At 39.4% G+C, this 19,627-nt stretch carries 16 protein-coding genes; 8 read left to right on the top strand and 8 right to left on the bottom strand.

Going from position 1 to position 19,627, the window contains the following annotated elements; genetic code table 11:
• Window positions 1-4 precede the first annotated feature (4 nt).
• From F935_RS10910 to betI, 6 genes are all read right to left on the bottom strand, one after another.
• Entirely contained in the window at window positions 5-883 is an 879-nt protein-coding gene (locus F935_RS10910) for a homocysteine S-methyltransferase family protein (protein WP_016138984.1), read from the bottom strand.
• 216 nt (window positions 884-1,099) lie between these two features.
• On the bottom strand, window positions 1,100-1,570 hold the full coding sequence (locus F935_RS10905; protein ID WP_016138983.1) for a hypothetical protein: 471 nt from the start codon (window positions 1,568-1,570) through the stop codon (window positions 1,100-1,102).
• A 90-nt stretch (window positions 1,571-1,660) separates the two neighbouring features.
• On the bottom strand, window positions 1,661-3,301 hold the full coding sequence (gene mqo / locus F935_RS10900; protein WP_016138982.1) for a malate dehydrogenase (quinone): 1,641 nt from the start codon (window positions 3,299-3,301) through the stop codon (window positions 1,661-1,663).
• A 510-nt stretch (window positions 3,302-3,811) separates the two neighbouring features.
• Window positions 3,812-5,470 (bottom strand): choline dehydrogenase, encoded by a 1,659-nt coding sequence (betA, locus tag F935_RS10895; RefSeq protein ID WP_016138981.1) that lies wholly within the window; start codon window positions 5,468-5,470, stop codon window positions 3,812-3,814.
• Between the two features lie 95 nt (window positions 5,471-5,565).
• Window positions 5,566-7,038, bottom strand: a complete 1,473-nt coding sequence (betB, locus tag F935_RS10890) for a betaine-aldehyde dehydrogenase (protein ID WP_016138980.1) — start codon at window positions 7,036-7,038, stop codon at window positions 5,566-5,568.
• Complete coding sequence (gene betI / locus F935_RS10885; protein WP_016138979.1) at window positions 7,031-7,654, bottom strand: transcriptional regulator BetI; 624 nt, start codon at window positions 7,652-7,654, stop codon at window positions 7,031-7,033. Before betI ends, betB begins: the two co-directional genes overlap by 8 nt.
• A gap of 265 nt (window positions 7,655-7,919) precedes the next feature.
• Between betI and F935_RS10880 the strand changes: the two genes are divergently transcribed.
• The 4 genes from F935_RS10880 (at window position 7,920) to F935_RS10865 (ending at window position 13,125) form a co-directional block, all read left to right on the top strand.
• Window positions 7,920-9,542, top strand: coding sequence for a BCCT family transporter (locus tag F935_RS10880; protein WP_016138978.1), 1,623 nt, complete (start codon window positions 7,920-7,922; stop codon window positions 9,540-9,542).
• Between the two features lie 122 nt (window positions 9,543-9,664).
• Window positions 9,665-11,731, top strand: coding sequence for a choline transporter (locus F935_RS10875; protein ID WP_005048485.1), 2,067 nt, complete (start codon window positions 9,665-9,667; stop codon window positions 11,729-11,731).
• 11 nt (window positions 11,732-11,742) lie between these two features.
• Window positions 11,743-12,357, top strand: coding sequence for a MarC family protein (locus F935_RS10870; protein ID WP_003653161.1), 615 nt, complete (start codon window positions 11,743-11,745; stop codon window positions 12,355-12,357).
• Window positions 12,358-12,609: 252 nt separating this feature from the next.
• Window positions 12,610-13,125 carry an acyl-CoA thioesterase gene (locus F935_RS10865; protein ID WP_003653152.1) on the top strand — a complete coding sequence of 172 codons (516 nt, stop codon included), beginning with the start codon at window positions 12,610-12,612 and terminating at the stop codon, window positions 13,123-13,125.
• A gap of 114 nt (window positions 13,126-13,239) precedes the next feature.
• On the opposite strand, the gene F935_RS10860 is transcribed toward F935_RS10865, so the two are convergent.
• Window positions 13,240-13,440, bottom strand: coding sequence for a hypothetical protein (locus F935_RS10860; RefSeq protein ID WP_016138977.1), 201 nt, complete (start codon window positions 13,438-13,440; stop codon window positions 13,240-13,242).
• A gap of 495 nt (window positions 13,441-13,935) precedes the next feature.
• Between F935_RS10860 and F935_RS10855 the strand changes: the two genes are divergently transcribed.
• On the top strand, window positions 13,936-14,934 hold the full coding sequence (locus F935_RS10855) for a CobW family GTP-binding protein (protein ID WP_016138976.1): 999 nt from the start codon (window positions 13,936-13,938) through the stop codon (window positions 14,932-14,934).
• Between the two features lie 42 nt (window positions 14,935-14,976).
• On the opposite strand, the gene dctA is transcribed toward F935_RS10855, so the two are convergent.
• Window positions 14,977-16,239: a C4-dicarboxylate transporter DctA gene (gene dctA / locus F935_RS10850; RefSeq protein WP_016138975.1), complete on the bottom strand. Its 1,263-nt coding sequence runs from the start codon at window positions 16,237-16,239 to the stop codon at window positions 14,977-14,979.
• Between the two features lie 189 nt (window positions 16,240-16,428).
• Here dctA and F935_RS10845 point away from each other — a divergent pair, with 189 nt between their 5' ends.
• The 3 genes from F935_RS10845 (at window position 16,429) to pgaB (ending at window position 19,622) form a co-directional block, all read left to right on the top strand.
• Window positions 16,429-16,959: a YaeQ family protein gene (locus F935_RS10845; protein WP_016138974.1), complete on the top strand. Its 531-nt coding sequence runs from the start codon at window positions 16,429-16,431 to the stop codon at window positions 16,957-16,959.
• Window positions 16,960-17,045: 86 nt separating this feature from the next.
• Entirely contained in the window at window positions 17,046-17,384 is a 339-nt protein-coding gene (locus tag F935_RS10840; protein ID WP_016138973.1) for an FKBP-type peptidyl-prolyl cis-trans isomerase, read from the top strand.
• A gap of 243 nt (window positions 17,385-17,627) precedes the next feature.
• Window positions 17,628-19,622, top strand: a complete 1,995-nt coding sequence (gene pgaB, locus F935_RS10835; protein ID WP_016138972.1) for a poly-beta-1,6-N-acetyl-D-glucosamine N-deacetylase PgaB — start codon at window positions 17,628-17,630, stop codon at window positions 19,620-19,622.
• Window positions 19,623-19,627 lie beyond the last annotated feature (5 nt).

Genomic DNA, 19,627 nt, shown 5'->3' with positions numbered 1-19,627 from the left:
GTATTTATTCTTTAAAAAATTGAGAAAGTTCAGCAATGTGTTCTGGACCAATGCCACAGCAACCGCCGACTAGACTTGCACCTGCTTGCTGCCATTGTTTAGCAAAACCAAGATAAGCTGGAGCGTCTAAGTCTTTACGAATTTCATCCAGACCATCGTTGGCAGTTGCACTGTCATCTTGCGGCGGGAAAGCATTGGCATAGGCACCAATTTGTACAGACTCTGGAATAAATCCTTTAATTTCTTTAATCGCTTGCAAGATCACTTCAGGTTGGCAGCAGTTAAATAACACTGCTTTTGCATTTGAGTGTTTTATAAAATCAGCCACTTGTTGCATGTTTTCGCCTGAACGAAGTAGTGCTTGTTCATGTTTGATTTCGTCTTGCAGCGTGAACGATACCCAATAGTCTTTACCATCTTTTGGTAATAACGCATGAACTGTTTCAACTTCTTTTAAGCACGATTGAGTTTCTGCTAACCAAAAATCAACCTCTGGTGCCAATGTGTTAATGATTGGCTCGGCAAGGTTTTTAGCCTGTTCAGGTTGAAACAAGTCTGCACGGTAAGAACCAAATAAAGGCGGTAAGCAGCCTGCGATTTTGACATTTTTGCCACTTTCTTTAACTGCATTTTTTGCTTGTTCGATGGCAACTTTAATTAAACGTACGCCGTCAGTTTCAAAGCGTTCTTGTCCAATGTGAAAAGGCACAACAGCATAGTTGTTAGTCGTAATGACTTCTGAACCCGCGTTAATAAAATCGAGATGTACTTCTTTTACTGTTTCAGGTGCTTCAATCAGTGCAAGTGCAGACCATTCTGGTTGACGAAACGGAGCACCACGACGAGCCAATTCACGGCCTAAACCACCATCTAAAATTTTCATAAATTACGACATAAAGGGAGAAAAAATATTTGTGTAATCTAGCGTGTAGATGAGTCGTGTTCAATCGCTAATATGCTCGATATATTTCTAAATAAATTAGATTGTTATGAATATTTTTTCTTAAAAGGATTTCTGTAGATGATGTTCAGTTTTACTGATGAACTTTATATAGAAAACATAAGGTATTTATATTGAAATATAGCGTAAAAAATAATCTTACAACGCACCAAATTGTTGCCAGCTTTCGCCTGTGTGCTGTGTTTTATAATAGGCTTTAAGTTGTTCAAGCTGCGTAAAGTGTACGCCTGACCAAATCAATAAACTGATTAATAATAAAAGCTTACATAAGCTGCGAGTCTTGTTCTGAGAAATAAAAGCAAGCACAGCAAAAAACAGAGCAGGTAAAAATATCAAGAACTGAACAGGAGAGAAAAATAAATGAGCACTACTGAAATATAATGCGGCTGCGCTCATCAGTACGTTTAAAACAGAACATAGTTTTTGATATTTGCCGAGCTTAAATGCATAAGCAGTGATGGCGAGTAATAGGGCTGAGCTGACATAAATCGTTGTACCGCCAATCATCCACATATAAAACCCGCTTAACAACAGATAAGCCAGTAGCAAAACAAGCACGAGCTTAAAACAAAATGATAAGAGGCGAGGTGTTGATTTTAAAGGCGTCATAGCGAATCTAAATATCTCAACTGAGGACTTAAAAACAAAAGGATGAATCGAAATTCATCCTTTTGGAGTTTTAGTTATACATCGTCAAACTTAGTTTGCTTTTGCAACTGGGGCAGCAGCAGTTTCATCGTTTGCAGCTTTGAACGGAGATGTATAGTTCAAGCCAAGCGTAGAACTTGTGTACTGACGAACTTTGTCGAGTAACACAGGGTCTTTGCTCAAGTCTTGTTTATAAGACACTACAATTTCATGAAGCTTCTGATTCCACTTACCTTCAGTTTGCTGAGGGAAAGCTTTTTCAAGCAAGTTAAGCATGATGTATGGAGAAGTCGAAGCACCTGGAGACGCACCTAACAATGCAGTTACAGCACCATCTTTAGACGCAAAGATTTCTGTACCGAATTGAAGGGTTGCAGGTTTACCTGGTTCTTTCTTGATGATCTGAACACGTTGACCACCTTGGCTTAAACGCCAGTCTTCAGCTTTCGCATCTGGGTAGTATTTACGAAGTTCATTTAGACGGTCTTGGTCTGACATCATTACTTGGCTTACCAAGTATTTAACAAGATCAAGGTTTTCTAGACCAACAGTGGTCATTGGTAAAACGTTGTTTTTGTTAGTTGATGCAAGTAAATCAAGCTGAGAACCATTTTTCAGGAACTTGTTTGAATACGTTGCAAATGGTCCAAACAATACATATTTTTTACCGTCGATATAACGTGTATCAATATGTGGTACAGACATTGGAGGCGCACCAAGTTCAGCACGGCCATATACTTTCGCTGTATGTTGAGATGTAATCGCTGGGTTATCAGTAATTAAGAACTCACCACCTACAGGGAAGCCAGCATATTGTTTCGCTTCTGGTAAACCAGTAAGTTGCAATAATTTAACTGCTGCACCACCTGCACCAATAAATACAAAACGTGTTTTAACGTGATCTACTTTACCAGTTTTCAAATTTTTGAAAGACACAGTCCAAGTTTTGTCATCATTTTGGCTGATGCCAGTCACTTCGGTTGAAGTCTGTAATTTGAAGTTCGGGTTTTGATCTAAACGATTCACTAACTGTTTAGTGATAGAACCATAGTTTACGTCAGAGCCAACATCCATACGGGTTGCTGCAACTTTTTGACTAGGGTCACGATCGTTCATGACTAAAGGTGCCCATTGTTTAATTACAGCTGGGTCTTCAGTAAATTTCATGCCTTTGAACAGCGGGCTTTGAATCATGGCAGCATAACGTTTTTCTAAGAATTGAACGTTATCGCCCCAAACGAAAGCAATGTGCGGAACTGGATTAATGAATGATTTAGGTTCAGCTAAAACACCTTGTTTTACCTGATATGACCAGAACTGTTTCGCTACTTCAAACTGAGAAGCAACTTTTTCAGCTTTGACAATTTCCATCTTACCGTTTTTTTCTTCGGTATAGTTCATTTCCATAAAGCCAGAGTGGCCTGTTCCGGCATTGTTAAAGCCGTTTGAACTTTCTTGAGCAACTTGGTCAAGACGTTCATACATACGAATTTGCCAGTTTGGTTCAAGCTCAGTTAAATAAGTACCAAGAGTGGCACTCATGATGCCGCCGCCAACAAGAACAGCATCAACAACTGGCTCATCTTTTGCAGTTTCGACTTGTTTTGACGCAGTTGGTCTAAACAAGAAAACAATACCTGCAATTAAAATAAGAATGATTAATACCAGAAGGTATTTCAAAAACTTTTTCATGTAAGGGGGACCTTAAAATAAGTTATTTGAGTCACTTAAGGAGTGAGGAAACCTAGACAGCGTATCCAGACAAAATGGATATAAATGCGAAACTGAATTCTCAAAATTAGAGAAATTCGAAAAAAATAAAAATGACTTGGGATTATCGCAAACACTCTATATTTTAGACTAATTTTGCATTGACAAGACAATTTTTATAATAAATGGGGTTCATCAAAATCATAAATATGATTTATATTTAATCAAATTGAGGTTTTATAAGATAGTTTAAGTTAATTATTTTAATTTAAGTATTTGAAATTAAAGCAATAATATTGATTTGGCTAAAGTTAAATCATTTGAAGAATATTTGCCTATAAAAATAGATTAATTTTTATTTCATGGCATATTTATGTAAATGTTCACCTTATAACCGCTTATTTTTTGTCATACATAGTTCTTATTAATGCTTGTGCAGTACCTATTAAATTAAGGGCATATCTCTGTATAAGAAATATGCCCTTAACGGTTTTATGATGCTACATAGAATGGTGCAGTTGAACGTGATAATGCTTCACGTCCACGAATCTGGTCTGCAATTTTCTCGGCAATCATAATGGTGGTTGCATTTAAGTTACCGGTAATAATAAGCGGCATGATCGAGGCATCAACCACACGTAAGCTTTGCATACCATGGACTCGGCCTTGACCATCCACGACAGCCATTTCATCTTCACCCATCTTACAGCTACAAGACGGATGATAAGCCGTTTCTGCATGGTTACGAACAAAGTCGTCAAGCTCTGCATCGGTTTGCAAATGTTTGCCCGGACTAATTTCATCACCACGATATGGATCAAGTGCAGGTTGCTGCATAATTTCTCGGGTGATACGAATCGCATCACGGAACTCACGCCAGTCTTGTTCACTCGACATATAGTTAAACAAGATACTTGGATGCTCAAACGGATCTTTTGATTTAAGTCTAATACGGCCACGTGAAGGCGAGCGCATTGAACCAACGTGTGCCTGAAAACCATGTTCTTTCACGGCATTACTACCATTGTAGTTAATAGCAACTGGCAAGAAATGGTACTGAATGTTTGGCCATTTGAACTCATCTGAACTACGGATAAATCCGCCTGCTTCAAACTGGTTACTTGCGCCAATACCTGTTCCATTAAATAACCACTCAGCACCAATGGCAGGTTGGTTATACCATTTCAAGGCAGGGTATAAAGAAACGGGTTGCTTACATTTATATTGTAGGTACATTTCCAAGTGGTCTTGCAGGTTTTCACCTACACCTGGCAAATCATGAACGACATCAATGTCCATTGATTTTAAGAAGGTACTTTGACCCACACCAGAGCGCTGTAAAATTTGTGGAGAAGCAATTGCACCTGCACACAGTAAGACTTCGCGTTTAACTAAGGCGCGTTGCAAGTTGTTTTGGTCAGCCCCGATAATATATTCAACACCAACGGCTTGTTTTTGGTTAAACAAGATTTTATTGGTGGTTGCATGAGTCAAAATGGTGAGGTTAGGACGGCCTTTTGCCATATCCAGATAACCACGTGCGGTACTTGAGCGGCGGCCTTTAGGCGTTACCGTGCGGTCCATTGGGCCGAAGCCTTCTTGCTGGTAACCATTTAAGTCATCGGTACGCGGGTAACCTGCTTGTACGCCAGCTTCAACCATGGCATGAAATAAGACATTATTGCCATTTTTAGGTGTAGCAACGGACACAGGGCCATTGCCACCATGGTAGTCATTTTCGCCAATATCACGAGTTTCAGCTTTTTTGTAGTATGGCAAACAATCGGCATAAGACCAGTTTTCTAGGCCTTTATGGGTTGCCCATTGTTCTAAATCCATTGCATTACCGCGGATATAGCACATACCATTAATTAAAGATGAGCCGCCTAAACCTTTACCACGACCACATTCCATACGACGGTTATTCATGTGCGGTTCAGGGTCAGTTAAATAAGCCCAGTTATAGCGACGACCTTGAAGAGGGTAGGCCAAAGCTGCCGGCATTTGTGTACGAAAATCCAAACGATAATCTGGTCCACCAGCTTCTAATAATAAAACGGTGGTATCTTTGTCTTCAGTAAGACGTGCAGCAAGTACATTTCCGGCAGATCCTGCGCCAATGATAATGTAATCATATTCTTTAATATTCATAACTATCCTTTTTTTACTAACAGTTTGCCTGAGCAATCTATAAAGATTGCTCTGCATATGTGGTTTAGGTTGAAGTGTTTAAGGCAATTGATGCATTAAAAAATGCTTTGATAATCGCCAAGTTCAACTTGAATAGATTTGATACGGGTATAGTGCCCAAGCGTGGTTAGACCATTTTCTCGGCCTACACCAGATTGTTTGTAGCCACCCACTGGCATCTCGGCAGGCGATTCGCCCCAAGTGTTAATCCAGCAAATACCAGCTTCAATTTGGTGAATAATGCGATGAGCGCGGCTAATGTCTTGAGTGACCACGCCGGCAGCTAAACCAAAGGTGGTGTCGTTAGCACGACGAATCACTTCTTCTTCAGTCTCGTAGCTTAAGATACTCATGACTGGTCCAAAAATTTCTTCTTGAACAATTGCCATCTGGTCATTGCAGTCGCTAAATACCGTCGGTAGTACATAAGCGCCTTTAGCAAGGTCACCTTCTGTTGCACGTCCACCACCAATTAAGACTTTAGCGCCTTGTTGTTTGCCTGACTCAATGAAAGACAAAACTTTTTCCATGTGAGGGAAGCTGGTGAGTGGCCCGAAGTTGGTTTCTTCAGCCATTGGGTCACCAATGCGAATACGTTTTACACGTTCTACAACGGCTTTTTCAAAATCGGCTAAAAGAGATTTTGGAACGAATACACGAGTACCGTTGGTACAAACTTGACCTGAACTAAAGAAGTTCGCCATGACAGCAATATCAGCTGCACGGTTAAGATCGGCATCTTCACAAATAATCAGTGGAGATTTACCGCCAAGTTCCATGGTGACTTCTTTAAGTGTAGAGCCAGCAGCGCTTGCCATGACTTTTTTGCCAGTTTCAACACCACCTGTAAATGAGATTTTCTCAATTACTGGATGTTCAGTTAACCACTGACCAATTTCACGGCCTGGTCCTTGAACTACGTTGAATACGCCGTCTGGTAAGCCAGCTTCTGTATAGATTTCTGCAAGTTTGAATGCAGTAAGAGGGGTGGTTTCACTAGGTTTGAAAATCATGGCATTGCCGGCAGCAAGGGCAGGGGCAGATTTCCATAAAGCGATTTGAATTGGATAGTTCCAAGCCCCAATACCTGCAACCACGCCTAAAGGTTCACGGCGTGTATAAAAGAAACTTGATTCGCGAAGCGGAACTTGTTCACCCTGAATGGCAGTTGCAAGTCCTGCATAATATTCGAGTACATCTGCACCAGTCACAATGTCGACGGTAGATGTTTCACTGTAGGCTTTACCAGTGTCGAGTGTTTCAAGACGGGCAAGTTCATCATTACGTTCACGTAAAATGTCGACTGCGCGACGTAAAATACGTGAACGCTCCATGGCAGTCATGGCAGCCCAGATTTTTTGTCCTTGTTGTGCGCTTTGTACAGCAGCTTCAATATCTTGTTCAGATGCTTGCTGAAGAGTTGCGATCGTCTCGCCGTTGGCAGGGTTAATACTATTAAATGTTTTTCCACTGGTTGCGTTAACGTAGCGTCCATGGATATACAGTTGATGAACTTGTGCATCACTCATTTTGTCTCTCCTGCAAAGGCTTGTTCGCAAATTGAACTTGCGTTTGTACATAATCGTAAGCAATGGAACGAGCAAGGTTGCTGTCAAATTCGTTATGACGGCTTAAACTGCCTCGTAACCATAATCCATCAATCAATGCTGCCAAACCGCGAGCGGCAACACTGGCCTGTTGTTCATCTATTAACTTGAGAAAATAAAATTTCAAGTTAGAGTACAGGCGTTGATCATTAATCTTTTGCAAGCGGCTTAAGTCTGGTACATGCATACTTGCTGACCAAAAGTCTAACCAGACCCGCATTGCTTTTTCATTGACCTGACTAATGTCAAAGTTAGAGTCGATAATCGCCTTAATCTGGCTCTCTGGATGCGAATCTGCTTCTGCTCTGTACTGTTCGGTTTTATGACGCAGAACATTCAGCATTTCTTGCATACAGGTATTGATCAACCCTTGTTTGTCGCCAAAATAATGGCTGACAATGCCGGTCGACAGCTCGGCTTTTTTTGCAATTTGTGCAATGGTGGTATTGGATAACCCCACTTCATAAATTACGTCGAGTGCGGCGTTCATAATTTCTTCACGTCGCACGTGCTCTGGTTTTACTCTGCGTTTTGTCATGTTTTTCCACATCAGCACTTTTAGTGGTGCTTTAAATTCAGCATGTTAACTTGCAGAGCATCATAGCACTTTTTTTATCATACTTGTTATTGATTGAACGTTCAATCAATAACAAGTATGATATGTAAAAATCAATGAATTTTTGAAGATTGCCTCTAGGAATAAGGAGGTAAAATCGAAGATTCTTAAGGATAGGATGATGCGCATAAGTACATTACTTATCACGTTATTTTGAGAAAATACACCGATTGCAAGGAGCAATAAGATGGTGTTGAAAAGTGATAGATATTCTTCAGACCATATTCGGTTAAATCGTTTTGTATTTTGGAGTTCGGCCATCAGTATTGGCATTTTTGGCCTACTTTTTGTGCTGTTTCCAGAAAAAAGTCAGTTTTGGTTGACCTATATACAAGAGCAAGTAAATCACTTTTTCGGGTGGTATTACATGCTGGTGATTGTGCTTTGTCTAGGTTTTGTGGCTTGGCTCGCTTTTTCAAAAGTGGGGCAGATTCCCCTAGGAAAAGACGACGATAAACCTGAGTTTACTTATTTGGCATGGACTTCAATGTTGTTCTCGGCAGGTATTGGTATTGCCTTACTTTACTATGGTGTTGCCGAACCTGTTGATCACTTTTTGAGACCACCAGAAGGTGAGGCCGGAACCATTCAAGCTGCCCGAAATGCCATGACCTATAGCTTTTTGCATTGGGGGATTCATGGCTGGGTACTCTATGCATTGCTTGGAGTCACTCTAGGTTATTTCGCCTTTAGACAAGACCTGCCCTTAGCATTACGTTCGGCACTTTATCCAATTTTTGGAGAGCGTGTTCATGGCTTGGTGGGGGATTTTGTTGATGGTTTTGGAATTTTAGCAACGGTTATTTCCTTGGTCACCAATTTAGGAATTGGTGCTTTGGTACTCGTATCTGGCATTTGCTATTTACTTCCTCAAATTCCTGATAACTCTGTGACCTTAATTACTGCCGTTCTGGTCATGATGTTTGTTGCCACAATTACGACAGTGGTCGGCATTGAAAAAGGTCTGGCATGGTTATCTCGTATTAATTTACGTCTACTGTATGCCTTACTTTTATTCGTATTTTTAACGGGTCCTACAAATCATTTATTAAATGGTCTTGTGCAAAATACGGGTGATTATCTAAGCAATTTTATTGGTAAAAGCTTTGATATGTATTTATACAACCAAAAAGCCAGTGGCTGGTTAGGTTCGTGGACAGTATTCTATTGGGCATGGTGGATTGCTTGGGCACCTTTTGTAGGGATGTTTATTGCCCGTATTTCAAAAGGACGTACGATTCGGGAAGTTATTCTGGGTGTATGCCTGATTCCACTTGGCTTTACGCTGGCTTGGATCTCGGTTTTTGGAAATACTGCCATTTACTTTATCTTGAACCAAAAACAGAAAGTTTTGGGTGATATGGTCTTAACTGATCCTGCATTATCTTTATTTAAGCTACTCGAATATCTGCCATTTAATCCTTATGTTGCTGGCATTGTTGTTGTAATTTGTTTCGTTTTATTTTTGACACCAGTTGGCTCTGGTACACTAATGATCGCTAATTTGTCCTCAAAAGGGGGCACCAATGATAGTGATTCACCGATCTGGTTACGCGTCTTTTGGTCTGTGGTAATTACCATTGTAAGTATTGGCTTGCTTTTAGCCGGTAGTTTTAACTCCATGCAAAGTGCTGTGGTGTTATGTGGTTTACCATTTTCAGTCATTATTTTGCTTTATATGTTTGGCTTAGCCAAAGCGTTAAAGCAAGATGATTTTGACCCTCAATTAGTGAAAAAACAGTTAGCTGTTTCAAAAGACATTTCAGTCCCATCGAATGGTGACCAGAATAAAGTGACTGAGGTTTTATAACCTCAACCGATCACATCTATATATTATTTTTTTGCGTTTAAAGTCGTCTTTTCATTGTTTTAAATAAGAGTGAAAAGACGAAATTAAATATTTTGTTTTTATTTTTATTCCTTGAGGATTGTATGGCAACAGATAATCCAAGAGCAGTTGATGATTTAACATTATCTAAATCTAAAAAAGACCCGCTCAACCGTGTGGTTTTTTATTTTTCAGCTGTACTTATCTTAATTTTTTCTCTCGTCACGTTTTTGTTCAACGATTTTTCAAACCGAATCATGAACACCGTACTTCAGTGGGTAACCTCAACCTTTGGTTGGTATTACTTGCTTGCCGCAACACTTTACATGGCGTTTGTGATTTTTATTGCTTGTTCAAGATATGGCAATATTAAGCTAGGACCTAAGCATTCAAAACCTGAGTTTAGTTTACTGAGTTGGTCTGCCATGCTGTTTTCGGCCGGTATCGGTATCGATTTAATGTTCTTCTCGGTCGCTGAGCCTTTATCTCATTATATGCAACCGCCAGTAGGTGCAGCTCAGACTTATGAAGCAGCACGTCAAAGTATGGTCTGGACATTGTTCCACTATGGTTTAACTGGTTGGTGTATGTATGCCTTGATTGGCATGTCATTGGGATATTTTAGCTATCGTTATAATCTGCCGCTTACCATTCGCTCTGCACTCTACCCAATTTTTGGTCAAAGAATTAATGGTGTAATTGGGCATAGCGTTGATACAGCTGCCGTTATCGGGACAATTTTTGGTATTGCAACGACCTGCGGGATTGGGGTGGTACAGCTAAATTATGGGCTACATGTGTTATTGGGGTTACCAGAGAATATCTGGATGCAGTTTGCCCTGATTGCCATCGCAGTTGGGATCAGTATTATTTCGGTGACATCAGGCGTGAATAAAGGCCTGCGGATTTTATCTGAAATCAATATTTATGTTTCGATTGGCCTTTTACTGTTTATCTTATTCTTGGGAAATACTGAGTTTTTACTCAATGCCCTTGTTCAAAATGTTGGTGATTACTTAAGCCGTTTCCCGTCTTTGGCCTTACAAAGTTTTGCGTTTGAACAGCCTAAAGAGTGGATGAGTAGCTGGACCTTGTTCTTCTGGGCATGGTGGATTGCGTGGTCTCCATTTGTAGGACTTTTTCTGGCGCGTATCTCAAGAGGGCGTACCATTCGTGAGTTTGTGTCTGGTACTTTAATTATCCCACTTTTATTTACGATCACGTGGCTATCTATTTTTGGTAATAGTGCGTTGCACAGCGTTATTTTTGAAGGGAACCAAACCTTAGCTGCTACTGTGTTGGCGAATCCGGCTCATGGTTTTTATGATTTGTTAGCACAATATCCGGGCTTTACGTTTATTGCTTCAATTGCCACCGTAACAGGGCTTTTGTTCTATGTGACTTCTGCCGATTCGGGAGCGCTGGTTCTAGGGAACTTCACCACCAAGTTAACGCATATTGATAATGATGCTCCGCGTTGGCTGAGTGTGTTCTGGGCAATTGCGATTGGTTTGCTCACACTGGCAATGCTGATGACCAACGGGATTACGGCTTTGCAAAACGCAACCATCATTATGGGATTGCCGTTTAGTTTCGTGATGTTCCTTGTTATGGCAGGACTTTATAAGTCCTTAAGGCTTGAAGATTATAGGCAGGCCAGCCGCAGTATGAATGCAGCTCCAGTGGTTGGTAATGTTGATATTTTGAATTGGAAGCAGCGTTTAACCCGAGTGATGCACCATCCGGGAACCACTGAAACTCTGCGCATGTTGGACACTGTCTGCCGACCAGCAGTTCAGGCCGTTGCTGATGAACTTATTAAGCAGGGAATGAATGTGGATGTGCAGCAAACGCTACTCGAAGATGAAGATACGCTTTACCATCTCGACTTCACAATTCATTTGGAAGAAGAACAAAACTTTGTTTACCAGATCTGGCCCGTACGCTATAGCGCACCGAATTTCAGTCAACGTGTGAAACGGGGTAAACAGTTCTATTACCGACTTGAAACCTATCTTTATGATGGTTCTCAAGATAACGACCTCGTTGGTTACGGTAAGGAACAGGTTATTAATGACATTTTAGATAAATATGAAAGACATATGACGTTCTTACATATTAATCGTATTAGCCCAGGGAACCGACCTTTGTTCCCAGATCCACAAGCTTAAGAGGACAATGCATGGCTTCTCCTTATCTACATTCTTTTGCTTTATTTTTCTCTTTGCTCAATCCATTTTTAATGAGCATTTATATGATTGGCCTAATCCGCCATTCAGAAACAAAGGTGTTTAATAAAGCACTGATTCAGGGAAGCTTGATTGCTTTTGTCGTGTTCATGCTATTTGCATGGGGCGGCGAAACAATTTTTAGTAAATATCTGAATGTACGTTTTGAAGCCTTCCAGATTTTTGGAGGCCTTATCTTTTTGGTCATTGGCTATCGTTATGTTTTTCAGGGTGCCGATACGATTGGTGAAATGCGTGGAGCGCCAGAACATCTGGCTGGCACCATTGCAATGCCATTTATGATTGGCCCCGGAACTATTAGTGCCGCTGTGGTTACAGGTATTGAAATGTCAATTGGTGAGGCAGCCCTAGTGATTGCCTTCACCTTGTTTTTAACCTGTAGTATTTTGATTTTGATGAAATTTTCACATGATCATTTACGCTATAAACATGCCAAGCATATCGACCGTTATTTCGACATTGTGGGACGTTTATCTGCTTTATTAATCGGAACGATCGCCATTGATATGATTATTAATGGTGTGACAGGCGTTATTACTAAAGTATAGCGAGTGATCTGTAAGACCCTGCTATGCCATTAAGCGTGGAATAAAATGGCATAGCATGTTCTATAAAACTTTAAAATAAATGATGCAGCTATAAAAAATAACTTTAAAAATAATGCTTTAAAAAATTAGATTTTAAAAAACAATCAGAGATATTAAAAAATACAATGCCATGTTGTGGATTTAATCATGTTTTTTTTGTGAATTATCAACCATAATGTTGACTGAGCTTGTTTTAAGACACAGAGTTGAGCTATGCCTACATTAGATGAAATAACCACAGCAACTGATGATCAGTCTGAATTGACGATGTCAGTTTTGATGACGCCTGATATGGCAAATTTTTCAGGTAATGTTCATGGTGGTACGATTCTAAAACTACTAGACCAAGTCGCTTACGCTTGTGCGAGTCGTTATTCGGGTGGCTACGTGGTGACGTTATCTGTAGATAAGGTGAATTTTAAAGAACCTATTTATGTGGGTGAGCTGGTAACCTTCTTGGCAAGTGTTAACCATGTAGGCCGTACTTCAATGGAAGTGGGAATACGTGTTGAAGCCCAAAATATCCAGAAGCGTACAGTGCGCCATACCAATAGCTGTTATTTCACCATGGTTGCTGTTGATGAACAGAGCAAGCCATGTGAAGTGCCTCAATTAAATCTAAATACTGAGTGGAAACGTTGCCGCTTTGAAGCAGCCGAGCACCGTAAGGTTTTACGTCTACAAGAAAATCACAACCCATCTTGTAGTATGTATAAAAAATCTTCTTAAAAAAAAGGATCGAACCGCAGCATGGTTCGATCCTTTTCTTCTTTACTGAAATTCAGCATCCATTTTTCATTTCAGTAAAATTATCTCTGAGCTTGGAGGAGAGTGCTGAGAGAATTAACGAGTTGCAGGAGCAGCTTCAGAAGCAGAACCTACAGCATCAGATGCAGCATTTGCTGTGTTTGCTTGTTCTTGAGTTGAAACAACAACTTTCTCTTCACCAGCAGTGCTGTGTGCTTGTTCATGTTTAGAAGCAGCGAAAGTTGAAGCAGCAGTTAAAGCTAAAGTTGTTGCAAGTAGAGTCTTAGCTAATTTCATTTTATGGCATCCTTAAATTCATTAAAAAAGTAAATCAAACCTAATCGTTCATACCTACATGAAACGTGTATGGCTGAATGACTAAGCTAGGACACATGCTAAGCCGAGGTTTGGATTACATCAATTAACTTAACAATCTATTACGCCTATCTTAACAATATGAAATATACGGGCCGTTTATGTGCGGAATCTGTAAAGTTAACCGGCTTAAATACACCTTAAAATGTGTAAAAATATTTCTTCTTGAATGAAAAAAAACCAATTGTGTTACGTAAACCTAACACTCTGGCATGAATTGTGAATGCATATAAATAGAATATTCCGTTTGAATTGTGGTTTTTTAAAGTTAATTTAGATTTTAAATGAGAAGTAAGTCTCATTATTGGTTTGTTAAGTAAAAATTAAAGAATCATCACCCAAGTTTAAAAATCATTTACATGACAAAAAAGAGTGATATACCTAAAATGTTTTAGACCGTTCCAATTTGAGTGACTCGTGAAATTTATTGCCCAAAAAACTGTTCCTACCCATATTATTTCCGGTTTTTTAGGGGTGGGGAAAACCACGTTATTGCAGCATTTATTAAGTCAGAAACCTAAAGATGAGGTCTGGGCTGTATTAATGAATGAGTTTGGGCAGATTGGAGTGGATCAACAACTCTTACCTCAAGATGAAGGATATGCAGTCAAAGAATTATTAGGTGGTTGCTTATGTTGTAGCAGTCAATTGCCTATGCATATTGCTTTAGCTCGTCTATTGAGTGAACAAAAGCCAGACCGACTATTTATTGAACCGACTGGTCTTGGGCATCCTTCGCAGTTATTTGATCAACTGACTGAACTGCATTGGCAAAGTAGTTTAGCCATGCGAGCATTAATTACTGTTGTAGATGGTAGCCGTTTACATGATACAAACTGGGTCAAGCAAAACCTCTATGAAGATCAGTTAAAAGCTGCTCAGATTGTTGTAGTCTCACATACTGATGTGATGACTTTTGAAGATGATCAGGCACTTGAGTTATTAAAAGAAGAATATCAGCCTTATCAACAAGAGTGGATTAAAACTGAACATGGTCAGTTAGCGTTAAATAAAATTGATGTGGCTGCTCGTTTAACAGAACGCTCTATTCAACCTTTACTTAAACTTCAAAAACAAATGACTGAAACTGAGGTGGTAAAAGAAATTCAGCAGTTACCGTATCATTATGTGGAGTCGGCACAAGGTTATATTGTCGCGGGTTGGAAATTGCCTAAACGCTGGAAATTTGAGTTTTATGCTTTGCTCGATGTGTTATGTGCACAAAAAGACTGGCTGCGAATTAAGGGAATTTTTAATACAGATCAAGGTTGGAAAGTTTTTAACTTTAATCCTGATCAGTTTAATTATAAGTCTGGTGAAGAGGGTATTGATAACCGTATTGAAATCATTAGTGAACATAATCACGATTGGTTGGCTTTTGAAACGGCGTTACTTGCTTGTCAGCTTAAAGAATAGAGAACATTAAAAGAAAACGATTTAATGTTCTCTAAAGCAGATTTAAGGTTTTGTATTTAACACAGCTTTGGCTTGAGCATGGTCAATATCTTTTTCCAAGTGTGCAATTACTACAGCAGCAACACAGTTACCGATTAAGTTGGTGCAGGCACGAATAATGCCAATGAACCAATCTACAGACAATAGAAGTACTAAGCCAATCGCAGGAAGGCTTGGAATAACTGACAAGGTCGCTGCAAGAATAACTAAAGCTGAGCCAGGAATACCGTGTGCGCCTTTAGATGTGATGAGTGAAACCAGCAAAATAGCCAATAGGTCGTGAGTGGATAAATCAATATTGCAGGCTTGCGCAATAAAGATCACCCCTAAAGTTAAGTAAATTGAAAACCCATCTAAGTTAAAAGAATAACCCGTAGGAATGACCAGACCGACGGTTGAATCCTTGATTCCCAGATTTCTGAGTTTTTTCATAATTTGAGGTAAAACAGAGTCAGAAGATGCTGTACCCAAAACAATGGCTAATTCATCTTTAAAATAAGCCACAAATTTGAAGATGTTGAGACCGGTAAGTTTTAAAATTGAACCTAAAACCACAACAACAAATAAAATGCAGGTCGCATAAAACAGTAGAACCAAATAGCCCAATTGTAGAAGTGAATCTAAACCAAATTTGGCAGTGGTATAGGCCACTGATCCGAACACACCAATAGGTGCTAAACGAATAATCAGACCCATAATTTTAAAGAAGACTTCAGAAAAAGCTTCAAGCGCCTGACGTACTAACTCTGCCAAATGTTTAGGAATTAAAAGGAGTGATACACCAAATAAAATAGCGATTAATAAAACTTGTAAAATATCGCCGTTTGCAAAAGCGGCAGTGAATGTTTTTGGAATAATATTGAGTAGAAATTCCGAACCTGTGTGCATTTCATGGGCGCGTTCAGTATAGGTGCTTAAATCTTTTGCATCTAAATGGCTGATATCGATATTCATACCGACGCCCGGTTTAAATACATAAGCCACAATAATGCCTAAAACTAAAGCAATACTGGTAACCACTTCAAAATAGAGAATGGTTTTTGCACCGACTTTGCCCATTTTTTTGATGTCATTTGCACCATAAATGCCGAGCACAACGACACAAAACACAATTGGTGCAATCAGCATTTTAATTAAAGAAATAAAACCATCACCTAAAGGCTTTAAAGATAGGGAGAAATCATGAAAACTAGCCCCAACTGCAACTCCAAGAAAGAGAGCGCAAAGAACCTGTAAAAATAAACTACGTTTAAGCTTCTGCCACATAAGTCATCAATTTTAGCAAGAGGAGAATATTTCTCTTTCAAGCAAAAAGCCGGCCAACTCTCAAGCAAGCAAAGCGTTTTGGAAGAATATGCAAATTTCCAATTACTATGTTGTGGATTGCTCAGTTTTTTTATAAATTTTTACCTAAAATCGAGTATCCTTAGCGCCAAATTTTGGAACATATTAATCATGGCGCTTAAAGCAACAATTTATAAGGCAGACTTGAATATTGCCAATATGGATGACCATATTTATGGTGATTACCAACTGACACTTGCCTTGCATCCTTCAGAAACTTTAGAACGTTTAATGGTTCGTTTGATGGCCTTTGCCCGTTTTGCAAGTGATGAGCTTGAGTTTACTAAAGACCTTTTTGAAACTGACGAACCAGCATTATGGCAAAAAGATTTAACAGGTCAGTTAGAAGCATGGATTGAAGTGGGTTTACCATCTGAAGATAAAGTCAAAAAAGCCAGTTCGCGCTGTAAAACAGTTGCGGTTGTTGTTTATGGCACACAAGTCGAAGAATGGTGGAAGCGAAACAGTAAAATTAAAACGTTAAGTAACGTTCAGGTTTGGCAAATTGCTCCTCAAAGCACAGCTGAGCTCGAACAAATCTGTGAACGCACCATGCAGCTACAATTAAATGTCATGGACACAGAGTGGACGCTTTTAGGTGAAAAGGGTCAGGCAAATGTTGTGTGGACGCAGTTACAGTAAAATAGAAAAGCGCAACAAATTCTACAGATTCAATTGGTACACTAAGTACCAATTGCTATTTAGAAATTCGATTTAAGGGGTAAACCATGTCAAATGAACTAGAAATTATCGATTTAAAAGTAGGTGAAGGCAAAGAAGCTGTTAAAGGTGCTTTAATTACGACTCACTACACTGGTTGGTTAGAAGACGGTACTAAATTCGACTCTTCAATTGACCGTGGTAACTATTTTGAATGCGTAATTGGAACAGGGCGTGTCATTAAAGGCTGGGACCAAGGCATCATGGGAATGAAAGTTGGCGGTAAACGTAAATTAATCGTGCCTTCTCATTTGGCTTATGGTGAACGTAAAATGGGTAAGATTATTCCAGCTAATTCTAATTTAATTTTTGAAATTGAATTATTTGATGTCAAAACTCGTGATTAGTGAAAAATAGAAGCCCTTGAGGGGGCTTTCTTGTTTATATGAGCTTTAAATATAAATACATTCATAATTTATATTTTAGCTTTTTGAATATTTAAGATTATTTTCAGATTATTTGATTATAAATGCTGACTGAAAAACTGTTCATTTGTGGGCAGTGTGATATTAAGACCAAATTTCAGAAAGTTTGCGTCTTAACTTCAAATTTCACATAAATAATCTATATTGTTATTGAGACGCTATTTCATGATTATCCGCTTTGCATCTCCTTTGTTGAATCTTACGCTTGGATTGGCCCTTACAGGCATGTCTGGTATGGCATTGGCTAAACCACAAAAACTCGATGCTTCAACACTTACGGTCATTGGCTATCATGAAGTTACTGATACAAAAAATGCAATGATCCCTCAATATGCAGTCACTACTCAACAATTTACACAGCATGTTGAATGGCTACAAAAAAACGGGTTTCATTTTATTACGGTTGATCAATTAATTCGTGCGCATCAAGGTAAAAATCCACTACCGACCAAGCCAGTATTATTGACCGTAGATGATGGTTATCAGTCTTTTTATCAAAATGTATATCCTGTTATTAAAGCAAAAAAAATTCCGGTTGTTTTGGCTGTAGTAGGTTCATGGTTAGAACCAAAAGCTGGCCAAAAAGTTGACTTCTCTGGTGAGGAAATCTCTCGCGATAAGATCTTGAGTTGGAATGAACTTAAAGAAATGCAAGACAGCGGTTTAGTCGAAATCGCGAATCATAGCTATCATTTGCATCGTGGTATTACGGGCAACCCGCAAGGCAACTCTGAACCTGCTGCGACCACACGTTTTTATGATGTTAAAACACAAACATATGAAAACGATAAACAATATCAGGCACGAATCTATAGCGACCTGAAAAAGAATAATGACTTATTAAAAGCGCATGGCTTACGTTCGCCACGTGTTATGGTTTGGCCATACGGTCGCTATAATATGCAAACTGTCCAAATTGCAAAAAATTTAGGCATGCCTGTGACCATTACACTTGATGATGGGGCAGACCACGCAAAACAATCTCTACAAAATATGAGCCGTATTTTGGTAGAGGGCGGAATGACAACTGATGATTTGGCTCAAGAAATTAAAAACCGTGAATTAAATTTAACGGATAATAACCGTCCGCAAAAAATCATGCATGTCGATTTGGACTATATTTATGATCCAGACCCGAAACAACAAGAGCGTAATCTAGGTCACTTGTTAGATCGAATTAATGGCATGGGTGTAAATACAGTTTATTTACAGGCATTTTCAGATCCAGATGCGAATGGTTCTGCTGATATGGTTTATTTCCCAAACCGCCACATTCCAATGCGTGCAGACTTGTTTAACCGTGTTGCATGGCAAATTCAAACGCGCACTTCTGTAAGCCGTATTTATGCATGGATGCCGTTATTGGCGTGGGAACTACCAAAAACCGACCCTGTTTCTAAGGACTTAGTCGTGACTCAGCAGGAAAAAACGGGTGAACACCTTAATATGGGGTATATACGTTTAAGTCCGTTTTCAAAAGATGCACGCCAAACTATTCGTGAAATTTATCAGGATTTAGCTAAATCAACGCCGTTTAACGGACTTTTATTCCATGACGACGTCACCTTATCTGATTATGAAGATGCAAGTCCTGATGCTTTAAAAGCTTATGCGAAACAAGGTTTGCCAACAGATTTAGCAAAAATTCGTGAAAACGATCAAGACTTACAGAAATGGACTGCATATAAGACAAAATATCTAGATGATTTTGCAATGCAACTCGTTGATGACGTGCGACAATATGAACCGTTCTTGGTCACTGCGCGTAACTTATATGCGCAGGTAGCTTTAAAACCATATGCAGAAAACTGGTATTCACAATCGCTTGAAGAGTCATTAAAGCGTTACGATTTTACAGCTATTATGGCAATGCCTTATATGGAGCAGGTCGATAACTCAGATCAGTTCTATAAAGACATGGTTGATCGCGTGAAACAATATCCTAATGGCATTAAGAAAACCGTTTTTGAATTACAGGCAACCGATTGGCGTAAAAATGAAAAGGTACCTTCAACTGAAATGGCAGCAACAATTCACTCACTTTATCAGCAAGGTGTAATGCATGTCGGATATTACCCTGATGACCCAATCAAAGATCACCCAGATGTTGACGTAATGCATAAAGCATTTGCCGAAAAATCATCTCGTCTTGTGCCGTAGTCGGG

The organism is Acinetobacter calcoaceticus ANC 3811, from assembly GCF_000399665.1.
Classification (GTDB): Bacteria; Pseudomonadota; Gammaproteobacteria; order Pseudomonadales; family Moraxellaceae; genus Acinetobacter; species Acinetobacter calcoaceticus_B.
This window is presented reverse-complemented; position numbering and strand designations above follow the sequence as displayed.